A 12,152-nucleotide genomic window follows, 5' to 3' on the forward strand; every position below is an offset into this window, starting at 1 on the left:
TCTTGTAATGCAAAGAATTGTAATAATTTCTAACTATTACCCTCCAGAAATGGGAGCCGCAGCAAATAGGATTAAGAATCTGGCTGAAGGTTTACAACGAAGAGGAAATGATGTTACAGTAATTTGTCCTTTACCAAATTATCCTCAAGGAAAAATTTTTAAGAACTATAAGAATAAATTAAGCGTAAAAGAGAATATTAATAATATAGAGGTAAAAAGATTTTGGATTTTTCCATCTAAATCTACAAATGTCATAGCTAGATTATTAAGTATGTTGTCTTTTTCTTGGTCTTTATGGTTTTCTTTTTTTAGCTTTATTAAGAAAAAACCAGATATATTTATAATACAATCTCCACCATTATTTGTGGCACTTTCGGGTTTATTATTTAGTAAATTTTTAGGTTGTAGAAACATTTTAAATGTGTCTGATATTTGGCCTTTATCTGCTTTAGAATTGGGTGTTATTAAAAAAGGTGTTTTTTATAATTTACTAGAAAAAATAGAAAAAATCAATTATAAATTAGCAAATAAAATTATTGGTCAATCAAATGAAATTATTGACCATATTAGTAAATTAACACAAAAAGATTCTTTAGTTTACAGAAATGTTTCTGATTATAAAGAATATAGTCCAAAAGAAAAAAGCAATGGCAATTTAAAAATTATTTATGCTGGTTTATTGGGTTATGCTCAAGGAATTTTTAAAGTTTGTGAGGATATTAATTTTACAGAATTAAATGCAGAGTTGCACATTTACGGAGCAGGTCTAGAAGAAGAAAAAATTAAAGAATTAACTAATATTAAAGGAAATAATATTTTTTTTCATGGTGTTAAAACATCAAAAGAAATTAAAAATGAAATAAGAAAATATGATGTTGGTTTTGTTCCTCTTAAAAACAGAATCTATGGGGCAGTTCCTTCAAAGATTTTTGAATTAATGCAATTAGGTGTTCCCATTTTATTTTTTGGAGAAGGAGAAGGGGAGCTTATTGTTAGAGAAGAAAAAATTGGCTTTACTTGTAATTCTAATGATTTTAAAGGTTTAAGAAATAATATTTTAAAGTATATAAAATTAAATCAAAAAGAATATAGTGGTATGACTAATAGGTTGTTAGAGCTACATAGAGAGGAATATAATTTAGAGAAACAATTACAAAAATTATTTGGTAATAATTTTCTTAAATAATGAACTATCACATTCTTTTTTATAAATTTGTTTTCTCCCAAAAAATTAAATTTATTTTTTTCATAAATTTAAACAACTCAAAAAAACATTAATATTGGATAAAAAATCTTCATACTATAATTTGTCTGAAAGAAAGTTTCTTTTAAGAGTAGTAGATATATTACTAGTTACAGTTTGTTTATTTCTTGCCACATTATTTTTAAATTTTAGTTATTTAAATTTTTCCAAGGAGCCTATTTTTACATGGATATTTTTACTTATTTTTTATTATTTAATCTTCGGAGAAGTTTTTCAATTATACAATTTAAATGTTTCAAATAATAGATATTTAATTGTTAGAAGTGTTGTTTTAACAGCTTTCTCAACTACAATTTTTTATATTTTTACACCATTCATTTCTCCAGAGTTACCTACAAACAGGTTACAGATAGTTTATTTCTTTTTATTAATATCTGTACCAATAATACTATGGAGGTTTTTATATACTTGGTTAATATTTTCACCCAAATTTTTTAAGAATATTGTGTTTATTGGTAAATCTGAAAGGATTGAAAAAATACTTAATAAAATAAAAAATGATAATTTTCACAACGTAATAAGTTATATTTCAGACAAAGAAATAACTGGAATAAATGGGTTTCAAAATATATCTTCTGCAAAATTAGACTCTTTTATTAAGAAAAGTTATATAACTGAAGTAATTGTTTCTAAAGCCGGTTTTTCAAAAGAAATTATAGACTCGTTAAATAAAGAGCTTATTTTATTATTTGAAAAAGGTGTAAATATTATAAGTTATGAAGGCTTTTATGAAGATCTTACAGGAAGAGTTCCTAAAGAATATCTAGACCATAACTTTTATAAATATATAAATTTTAGTAAAAACAATGAAAATAGGTTTTATCTTTTCTGGGTTCGATTTATAGATATAGCAATATCTTTATTTGGTTTAATATCTTTTACTGTATTAATTCCTTTACTACTGCTTGGAAATTTAATTGGTAATAGAGGTCCATTATTTTATACACAAATTAGAGTTGGTGAAAATGGTAAGTTTTTTAAAATTTACAAATTGCGTTCTATGGTTAAAAATGCAGAAATCAATGGTGCTGTTTGGGCAAAAAAGAATGATGCAAGAATAACATCATTTGGTAAGTTTTTAAGAAATACTAGATTAGATGAAGTTCCTCAATTCTTTAATATTTTAAAAGGAGAAATGAGTATTATTGGACCAAGACCAGAAAGACCGGAGTTTGTAAAAGATTTAGAAGATAAAATACCATTTTATGCAATTCGTCACGTAGTTAGACCAGGTTTAACAGGTTGGGCACAAGTTAATTATCCGTATGCAAGTACATTAGAAGAGCAAAGAATAAAATTAAGGTACGACTTGTATTATATTAAAGAAAGGAACTCTTTTCTAGACTTTAAAATCCTTATTAAAACAATAACTACGATATTATATTATCGCGGACAATAACATTTTTTAACAAGTATAAATATCTTACTAGCAATAATATTAGTAGTGGAATAACTGCAATTGGAAAACCTTGAACTCTAGCTAACCAAAGAATTGGAATTACTATTAAAAATAAGATTAATAGTTGTAAATATTTCTGCAACCATTTATGTTGATGATTTTTTAACAGTATAAACGAAACAATTAAATTCGGAGCAAAAGCCCATAAAAAATTAAAGTTATTTGGTGCAGTAGAATGACTTGAGAAAAACCATAAAAAAGCAATAACACAGCCAATAACTCCTGTTATAAAAAACAAAATAAAGTCTAATACTTTAGTTCTTTTATTGTTTTTAAAATCTTTAGAAGTTATAAAAATACCTAGAATAGCTAAAATACTAAAAATTATAAAAGGATTAAAAAGACCCGATTTTTGCTTATTTTCTTTAAAATTTAGAAGAACATCTTCTCTTTTTACTAAATTTTCAGGTTGATTTTTAATATAAATTGTTCCATGTTTAAAAGCATCATAAACATAGTCAGGTAAATACATATATTCAGATGTTGTTGCTTTTTTATCTAAAATTGTTCCTGCAATTAAATTAATGCCAAAGCTACCCCATGTGTTCCAGTATAATTCTTTATCCATTAAACTTCTTAAAGTTTGGTCTTTTACTAAATGATTATCATTAAAAGCAACTTTATTTTTTAAAATAGATTTTGTTATATCTCTTAATATGGTGGCACAATTATTAAAGTACGGATCGTAAGAATAATTTGCATTAGAAGGTTTGGCATTATCTTCTAAAAATAAAAAATAAGCTTGTCTTTCATCTCTAGTTAGGTTTAAAACTTGCTGTTTTACCCAACGTTTTTCATTATTATAGGTTCTTAAAAAATATTTAAAATCATAACGAGCTAACGTATAAATAAGATTTCCTTTTGCAAAATTTGAATAAAAATTAGGAGCATTAAAATCGAAAACTCCATAATTATAAATAATATCTAAATTTAAAACAGGATCTTTTATTCTAACAGCAGAATGGCCAAAAGCCGAGTACAACTCAGTACCTGGACCAGCAGTTACTATACTAACTTCTGAATAGACAGAAAGTTCTACTTGAGAATAAATTGGTTTTAAAAAGGATAAAAGTAAAAGAAGAAAAAAGTATTTTTTTTTCATAAAAACTAACGTCTAAAAAAAGTATAATCAAAAGTAATTGAAAAAATATTAGAATACAAAGCATTACCAACACTACCAATATTTGTTAATGCGTAATCTATTTTTATACCATTGTATTTAAACCCAACTCCAAAATTTGGTTGCATAGAAAGAGATTTACTGTTGTCAAATTCAGTTATATATTGAAAATTCCCAACACCAGCTCTTAAATATACCAAATCGTCATAATCTAATTGAAAACCTGCAGCAGGGTCTATACTTGCTGCTTCAGAAGAAAAAATATCATTAGTTTTAGCAAAACGTACATTTAGATCTACTTCTGTAAGCAAATTTAGAAATCTTCCAACTCTCCAATTTCTAGCAACTCCTAATTGTAGTTTTGGTTTTGTAATTTCTGTTGTTTCTGGCAAATCTTGGTTTTGCCCAGGAATTGCATCTTTAATTTTATTAAATTCATCTTCATCAATTGCCCAACTGTTAAAAGTGGTAGTAATATCTCTTACCATTACACCAAACTTCCAATCATTTCTTTCAAATTGAATTCCTGCATCAAAACCAAAACCCCAAGAAGAAGCAAAGTCGCCAATAATTCTTCTAACTATTTTTGCATTTACACCAAATTTTAAATCTTTAAAAATTAGGTTTCTGGCATAAGCCATATTAAAAGCATAGTCTACTGATGAAAAAAGTCGAATCCTATTAAAATCTATATTTCCATCACTATCTATTAATTCTGTTGTATTTAAGATATCATCAACTCCAAAACGAATAATAGAAATTCCAATAGCACTTTCTTTATCAATTGGCATTGCAAAACCTACGTGATTATAATTTGCAATTCCTGCAAAATAAGAAGCGTGCATTAAAGAACCTTGGTAATCTTCAATGCCAACTAAACCTGCTGGATTCCAGTAAATTGCGTTAACGTCATTTGTAGTGGCAACAACAGATTTACTCATTCCTAAAGCAGCAGCATCTACACCAATTGTTAAAAATTCGTTAGAGTAATTTCTTAATGCTTGTGCATTTAAAAATAGCGGAAAAATGAATAAAAAAAGTAAAATTTTATATTTCAAAAGGCGAAAAATTATCAATAACAAATATCTTAATTCTTACTAAAATAACTGATGTTTTCTAAAGATATTGTTTGCTAAATATCAATCTGGATATTTTCTTCTATAAAACGCGCAATTCTATTTTCTAACCATCTGTTTTCAGCAGGTTTAAAAGAAGACATAAAACCTACATGACCACCATAATCTGGTACTTCAAGATGAAAGAATTCAGAACTATTTGCTTCTTCAAAAGGAAAACATTCTTTGGATAAAAAAGTATCGTCTTTTGCATTAATTAAAAGTGCTGGTCTATCTATATTAGAAACAAATTGTTTAGAACTTGCTTTTTCCCAATAATCTTCTGGACTTTTAAAACCAAAAACAGGCACTGTATATAAATATTCTAAATGTTTAAATTTGGTTGCTTTAAACAATTTATCTTTATCTAAATTATATTCTGGAAATTTATGGGCTTTTTCTAAAAGTTTGTTTTTCATGGTTTTAAAAAACACTTCCATATACAATTTGTTTTTTAACTTGTCCATTTCTTTTTCTGCGGAAGCAATATGAATGGGAACAGATACAGCAATGCCACCTTTTATTTTTGGTGATAATTTAGAGGTATTTTCACCCAGATATTTTAGAGTTAAATTTCCACCTAAACTAAAGCCAACCATTACAATATTATCATAATCGTAATTTCTAATTAAATAGTTTAATACAAAATCTACGTCTTCAGTTTTTCCACTATGGTAAGTTGCCAGCAATTTGTTGTCTTCTCCAGAACAACCTCTTAAATTAAAACAAACAGCATCTAAACCTAAATTATTAAGGTGTTTTGTGTTAGATGTTATATATTTAGATTCAGAACTTCCTTCTAAACCATGTATCAATAAAACCAACGTTTTAGAACCTACCAAAGAAAAATCTAAATCTATAAAATCATTGTCCCAAGTTGTAACTCGTTTTCGTAAGTACTGACAGGTGTCTTTCATAAAAAGTGGCCTGTACATGGTGTTAAAATAACCATTTCTGAAAGGTAAAGTAGGAGAGAAGTCAGAAGTAAAAACAGGCATGGCTTTTATATTTCTACAAATATGACAAAAATTAAATGAATTAGAAAACTAACAAAATAGGATTTCTTATTTTAGCGATATAAACGATAAAAAACTAATGAAAAAACACATTCCTAATTTATTAACGCTTGGTAATCTTTTTTGTGGAACAGTTGCAACTATTTTTGCTGTTCAAGGTGATTTTGTAACTGCAGGATTATTAGTTGTAATAGGAATATTTTTTGATTTTTTCGATGGATTTGCAGCACGTTTGCTAAATGTTTCTGGAGAATTAGGTAAACAGTTAGATTCTTTAGCGGATATGGTTACAAGTGGTGTTGTTCCTGGAATTATTATGTTTAATTTATTAATTGATAAACAAATTGAAACCGGAAGTTTTACAGATGAATTTACGCTTCCAACTTTTTTACCTTTTTTGGGTTTACTATTAACTTTAGGAGCTTGTTACAGATTAGCAAAATTTAATATAGACACAAGACAATCAGATTCTTTTATAGGTTTGCCAACACCAGCTATGAGTTTATTTGTAATTTCTTTGCCATTAATTCAAATGAATACAGAAATTGAATTTGTACAAAGTTTACTGTCTAATAATTACTTTTTAATTGCTATAACATTGCTTTTAACGTATTTAATGAATGCAGAATTACCTTTATTTTCTTTAAAATTTAAAGATTATTCAGTAAAAAATAATGTTGTTAAGTATTTGTTTCTAGTAATTTCTTTGCTGATGATTATTTTCTTACAATACATTTCTATTCCATTAATTATATTGCTTTATGTAGTTTTATCAATAATTAGTAATTATGGAAAAAAAGCAACTGTTTAAATCGATAAGAGCGTTTATTGGCGCAAAAGATTTCGATGAATCTCGAAGTTTTTATAAAGATTTAGAATTTACTGAAGTTGTTATATCAAAAAATATGTCTTTTTTTAAAGTTGATGAAAAATTAGGTTTTTATCTTCAAAAAGCATTTGTAAAAGATTGGGTAGATAATTCGATGTTATTTCTAGAAGTAGAAGATTTAGAGACTTATCTAGTAAAAATGAAAGCTAAAAATCTACCAAAAAAATATTCTAAAGTCAGACTGTCTGAAATTGTTGTTAACGATTGGGGAAAAGAGTTTTTTTTACACGATCCATCAGGAATCTTGTGGCATTTTGGTAATTTTAATCAATAAAAATTTATCAAAATTTATTTAGATTTTTCCTTATAAATTGTGATTGCTGCGAAAATAGAAATTTAAAATATTTTCTTCTTTTTCAATTCAAAATCTTTACCTAAATACACTTTACGTACCATTTCATCTGCAGCTAAATCTTCTGGAGTTCCTTCTTTTAAAATTCCTCCATTGTACATTAAATAAGTTTTATCTGTAATTGCTAAAGTAGCTTGTACATCATGATCTGTAATTAAAATACCAATATTTTTATTCTTTAATTGCGCTACAATACTCTGTATATCTTCCACAGCAATTGGGTCTACACCTGCAAAAGGTTCATCTAATAAAATAAAATTTGGGTCAGAGGCTAAACAACGAGCAATTTCTGTTCTACGTCTTTCTCCACCAGACAATAAATCTCCTCTGTTTTTACGAACGTGACCAATGTTAAATTCTTCAATTAAAGATTCTAACTTTATTTTCTGTTCCTTTTTAGACAATCCTGTAAATTCTAAAACAGACATAATATTATCTTCTACAGATAATTTTCTAAAAACAGATGCTTCTTGTGCTAAATAACCAATTCCTTTTTGAGCACGTTTGTACATGGCATCTTCAGTAATTTCTTCGTCATTTAAGAAAATTTTACCAGAATTAGGTTTAACCATTCCAACAATCATATAGAAAGAAGTTGTTTTTCCTGCACCATTTGGCCCTAAAAGCCCAATGATTTCTCCTTGCTGTACTTCTAAAGAAATTCCTTTTACAACTTTTCTACTTCCGTAAATTTTTTGAATATTTTCTGCTCTTAAAATCATATTTCAAAGATAGTAAAACTGTTAAAGTTAACTCTTAAAGTAATTATAATTTATCTATTTCTGCTTAACTTTCGTGTTTTTTCTAGCTTCTTTGGCTTGTTTTTTCAATACCATTTTAGAAACTCTAATACTTACTTCATATAAAATAAGAATAGGAATTGCCACAATAATCTGACTCGCAATATCTGGAGGCGTAATAATAGCAGCTAAAATTAGCACAACAACCAAGGCATGTTTTCTATACTTCTTTAAAAATTCTGGAGTTATCAAACCTATTTTTGTTAAAAAGTAGACTAAAACAGGTAATTCAAAAAGAATTGAAACACCTAATAACATATTGGTAACTAGACCAATATGAGAATCCATTGTAAAGTTATTCTGAATTAAATCTGTTATCTGGTAATTGTATAAGAAGTGAATTGAAATTGGAGCAATCACATAAAAACTGAATGCAATTCCGCAGAAAAACAAAAAGGAAGCTACAAAAATAAAACCTCTGGATTTATTAACTTCATTCTTTGTTAATCCTGGAGCTATAAACCTCCATATTTCCCATAAAAGATAAGGAAAAGCTAGAATTATACCTAATATTAATGAAGACCAGATTGAGTTCATTAATTGTTGTGTAGGTTTTAAACTTATTAAATTGTCTTTAAAAACTACGTTACAAAAACTACTATCTAAACCAAAGAACGAAAAGAAATCACAGAATAATCTGTACGTTATAAAGTCTGGGTTTCTATGTGCTAATAAGAAATTCTCATAGACTTCTTTCTGAAAGACAAATAAGATAATTCCTATAATAAATATTGCTGATGCACCTCTTACTAAATGCCATCTTAATTCTTCTAGGTGACCTAGAAAAGACATTTCTTTTTGTTTTTCTGCCATTAGAAAATTCCTTCTTTAATTAAATCGTGTAAATGCACAACACCAACATATTCGTTGGTGTCATTCACCACTAAAATTTGAGTAATACTAGCATTTTCTAAAGCATCTAAAGCTTCTATTGCCATTGCATTTTCGTGAATTGTTTTTGGGCTTTTACCCATAATATCTTTTGCTGTAAAATGATTGATATCAGTAGTTTTACTTAACATTCTTCTAATATCACCATCTGTAATAATTCCAACAATTTTGTTGTTATTTAAAACAGCAGTAACACCTAATCTTTTTTCTGAAATTTCTACAATTACTTTTGCAATCGCATCATTTTCTTCAACTTTAGGTAGTTGATTATTTTTTATTAAATCTGAAACTCTTAAGTATAAACGTTTTCCTAATGCGCCTCCAGGATGGTATTTTGCAAAATCTTTGCTGCTAAAATTATTCAATTCTAATAAACAAACAGCTAAAGCATCTCCCATAACTAATTGCGCAGTTGTACTTGTTGTTGGTGCTAAATTATTAGGACAAGCTTCTTTTTCTACAAAAGTATTTAAAGGGAAATCTGCATTTTTTCCAAGAAAAGAATCAATATTTCCTGTAATTGCTATAATTTTATTTCCGTAATTTTTAATTAACGGAACTAATACTTTTATTTCAGGCGTATTTCCACTTTTAGAAATACAAATAACAACATCATCTTTTTGCACATTCCCTAAATCTCCATGAATAGCATCTGCTGCATGCATAAAAATAGCAGGAGTTCCTGTAGAATTAAAAGTGGCTACCATTTTAGTTGCAATATTCGCACTTTTTCCAATTCCGGTAACAATAACGCGTCCTTTAGAATTTAATATGAATTTAACGGCTTTTTCGAAATTTTCATCAATTAAATTTGCTAAATTAGCAATAGCATTACTTTCTGTTAAAATAGTTTTTTTTGCAGTAATTAAAATGTTGTCTAAATTTTTCAAGCTTTAAGTATATTTTATCAGAATAAAAAAAAGTTATATCTTTAGATAAGAAAACAGGACAAATTTACTACAAAAAATAGTTACAACAAACTATAATAGGTTGGTAATTTGTTTTTTAATATTAAACGAATATTTATATAAATGGATTTACATAGTCCTCTCAAAAAATTCTTTGGATTCAACAAATTTAAAGGATTACAAGAACAGGTAATTAAGAGTATTGTTAACAATGAAAATACTTTTGTAATAATGCCTACAGGAGGAGGAAAGTCTCTTTGTTATCAACTACCAGCTTTAATGAAAGAAGGAACAGCAATTGTTGTTTCTCCTTTAATTGCATTAATGAAAAACCAAGTAGATGCCATAAGAGGAATTTCTGAACACAATGGAGTTGCACACGTTTTAAACTCTTCATTAAATAAAACGGAAGTTGCACAAGTAAAAGAAGATATTTCTAACGGAATTACTAAACTTTTATATGTTGCACCAGAATCTTTAATAAAAGAAGAATATGTAACTTTTTTAAGAACGCAAACTATTTCTTTTGTTGCAATTGATGAAGCACACTGTATTTCTGAATGGGGACATGACTTTAGACCAGAATATAGAAATTTAAAACACATTATAAAGGCCATAGATAATGTTCCTGTTATTTGTTTAACAGCTACAGCAACTGAAAAAGTTCAAGAAGACATCTTAAAAACTTTAGGAATTACAGATGCTAACAGATTTAAAGCTTCTTTTAATAGAGCTAATTTATTTTATGAAGTTAGACCAAAAACTGCAGATGTTCAAAAAGATATTATTCGTTTTGTAAAACAGCGGGAAGGAAAATCTGGAATTATTTATTGTTTAAGCCGTAAAAAAGTTGAAGAAATAGCCCAGATTTTACAGGTAAATGGTATTAAAGCAGTTCCATATCATGCAGGTTTAGATGCTAAAACTAGGGTTAAACATCAAGATATGTTTTTGATGGAAGATTGTGATGTGGTTGTTGCAACAATTGCATTTGGAATGGGAATTGACAAACCAGATGTACGTTTTGTAATTCATCATGATATTCCTAAAAGTTTAGAAAGTTATTATCAAGAAACTGGTAGAGCAGGAAGAGATGATGGTGAAGGATATTGTTTGGCTTTTTACGCTTATAAAGATATAGAAAAACTAGAGAAATTTATGTCTAGTAAACCAGTTGCAGAACAGGAAATTGGTCATGCATTGTTACAAGAAGTTGTTGGTTATGCAGAAACTTCTATGAACAGAAGAAAATATTTGTTGCATTATTTTGGTGAAGAATTTGATGAGAAAAATGGTGATGGAGCAGATATGGATGACAATTCTAGAAATCCGAAGAAAAAACATGAGGCAAAAGGAGATGTTGTTAAATTACTTTCTGTTGTAAAAGACACATTACAGCAATATAAATCTAAAGAAGTTGTAAATACAATTATTGGTAAAGAAAATGCACTTTTAACATCACATAAAACACATTTACAACCACATTTTGGTATAGGCAAAGATAAGACTGCTTCTTATTGGATGGCACTAATTCGTCAGGTTTTAGTGGTAAACTATATTAGAAAAGAAATTGAACAATATGGTGTTGTTAAGTTAACAGAAGAAGGAGAAAAGTTTATGAAAAACCCTACTTCTTTTATGATGACAGAAGACCATTCTTATTCAGAAGAAAATGATAATAACATAATTACAAATGCAAAATCTTCTGGAGGAGCTGCTGATGAAAAGTTAGTAAAACTATTAAAAGATTTACGTAAAAGAGTTGCTACTAAACAAGGAGTGCCACCTTTTGCAGTTTTTCAAGATCCGTCTTTAGACGATATGGCTTTAAAATATCCTATCAATTTAGAAGAAATGTCTAAAGTACATGGAGTAGGAGAAGGGAAAGCTAGAAAATTTGGTAAAGACTTTGTAAAATTAATTGCAGATTATGTTGATGAAAATGACATTTTAAGACCAGATGATTTAATAGTAAAAAGTACAGGGGTTAATTCTGGCTTAAAACTATATATTATTCAAAATACTGATAGAAAATTGCCTTTAGAAGATATTGCAAAATCTAAAGGAAAAGAAATGAATGATTTAATTAAGGAAATGGAGGCAATTATCTATTCTGGAACTAAATTAAATATAGATTATGCTATAGATGATTTGTTAGATGAAGATCAGCAAGAAGAGATTCATGAGTATTTTATGGAAGCAGAATCTGACAGTATACAAGAAGCTTTAGATGAATTTGATGGCGATTATGATGAAGATGAACTGCGTTTAATGCGAATTAAATTCATTAACGAAGTAGGAAATTAGATTTAAATATAAAAAAAGCTCTTTTATTTAA

The 12,152-nt window shown here is 27.7% G+C and carries 11 protein-coding genes; 5 read left to right on the plus strand and 6 right to left on the minus strand.

What is annotated here, in order from left to right; genetic code table 11:
- Window positions 1-7: 7 nt before the first annotated feature.
- On the plus strand, window positions 8-1,186 hold the full coding sequence (locus H9W90_RS03915) for a glycosyltransferase family 4 protein (protein ID WP_187483159.1): 1,179 nt from the start codon (window positions 8-10) through the stop codon (window positions 1,184-1,186).
- 94 nt (window positions 1,187-1,280) lie between these two features.
- Window positions 1,281-2,663, plus strand: coding sequence for an exopolysaccharide biosynthesis polyprenyl glycosylphosphotransferase (locus H9W90_RS03920; RefSeq protein WP_254712524.1), 1,383 nt, complete (start codon window positions 1,281-1,283; stop codon window positions 2,661-2,663).
- On the opposite strand, the gene H9W90_RS03925 is transcribed toward H9W90_RS03920, so the two are convergent.
- From H9W90_RS03925 to H9W90_RS03935, 3 genes are all read right to left on the minus strand, one after another.
- On the minus strand, window positions 2,635-3,825 hold the full coding sequence (locus H9W90_RS03925; RefSeq protein WP_187483160.1) for a lipoprotein N-acyltransferase Lnb domain-containing protein: 1,191 nt from the start codon (window positions 3,823-3,825) through the stop codon (window positions 2,635-2,637). The genes H9W90_RS03920 and H9W90_RS03925 overlap by 29 nt on opposite strands.
- A gap of 5 nt (window positions 3,826-3,830) precedes the next feature.
- Window positions 3,831-4,901 carry a putative type IX sorting system protein PorV2 gene (locus H9W90_RS03930; RefSeq protein WP_187483161.1) on the minus strand — a complete coding sequence of 357 codons (1,071 nt, stop codon included), beginning with the start codon at window positions 4,899-4,901 and terminating at the stop codon, window positions 3,831-3,833.
- A gap of 74 nt (window positions 4,902-4,975) precedes the next feature.
- On the minus strand, window positions 4,976-5,956 hold the full coding sequence (locus H9W90_RS03935; RefSeq protein ID WP_187483162.1) for a YheT family hydrolase: 981 nt from the start codon (window positions 5,954-5,956) through the stop codon (window positions 4,976-4,978).
- A gap of 97 nt (window positions 5,957-6,053) precedes the next feature.
- Between H9W90_RS03935 and H9W90_RS03940 the strand changes: the two genes are divergently transcribed.
- Both H9W90_RS03940 and H9W90_RS03945 read left to right on the plus strand, forming a co-directional pair.
- Window positions 6,054-6,785, plus strand: a complete 732-nt coding sequence (locus H9W90_RS03940) for a CDP-alcohol phosphatidyltransferase family protein (RefSeq protein ID WP_187483163.1) — start codon at window positions 6,054-6,056, stop codon at window positions 6,783-6,785.
- On the plus strand, window positions 6,763-7,137 hold the full coding sequence (locus H9W90_RS03945) for a VOC family protein (protein WP_187483164.1): 375 nt from the start codon (window positions 6,763-6,765) through the stop codon (window positions 7,135-7,137). Before H9W90_RS03940 ends, H9W90_RS03945 begins: the two co-directional genes overlap by 23 nt.
- A 62-nt stretch (window positions 7,138-7,199) precedes the next feature.
- On the opposite strand, the gene lptB is transcribed toward H9W90_RS03945, so the two are convergent.
- From lptB to H9W90_RS03960, 3 genes are read right to left on the minus strand one after another with little or no spacing between them, the layout of a single operon-like run.
- Window positions 7,200-7,937: an LPS export ABC transporter ATP-binding protein gene (gene lptB / locus H9W90_RS03950; RefSeq protein WP_187483165.1), complete on the minus strand. Its 738-nt coding sequence runs from the start codon at window positions 7,935-7,937 to the stop codon at window positions 7,200-7,202.
- A gap of 54 nt (window positions 7,938-7,991) precedes the next feature.
- Window positions 7,992-8,828, minus strand: coding sequence for a twin-arginine translocase subunit TatC (gene tatC, locus H9W90_RS03955; RefSeq protein ID WP_187483166.1), 837 nt, complete (start codon window positions 8,826-8,828; stop codon window positions 7,992-7,994).
- Complete coding sequence (locus H9W90_RS03960; protein WP_187483167.1) at window positions 8,828-9,796, minus strand: KpsF/GutQ family sugar-phosphate isomerase; 969 nt, start codon at window positions 9,794-9,796, stop codon at window positions 8,828-8,830. Before H9W90_RS03960 ends, tatC begins: the two co-directional genes overlap by 1 nt.
- Window positions 9,797-9,937: 141 nt before the next feature.
- Between H9W90_RS03960 and H9W90_RS03965 the strand changes: the two genes are divergently transcribed.
- The gene (locus H9W90_RS03965) at window positions 9,938-12,121 is read left to right on the plus strand and encodes an ATP-dependent DNA helicase RecQ (RefSeq protein ID WP_187483168.1); all 2,184 of its coding nucleotides are present in this window, start codon (window positions 9,938-9,940) and stop codon (window positions 12,119-12,121) included.
- The last annotated feature ends 31 nt before the right edge of the window (window positions 12,122-12,152 follow it).

Origin of the sequence: Polaribacter pectinis, assembly GCF_014352875.1 — a bacterium.
Classification (GTDB): Bacteria; Bacteroidota; Bacteroidia; order Flavobacteriales; family Flavobacteriaceae; genus Polaribacter; species Polaribacter pectinis.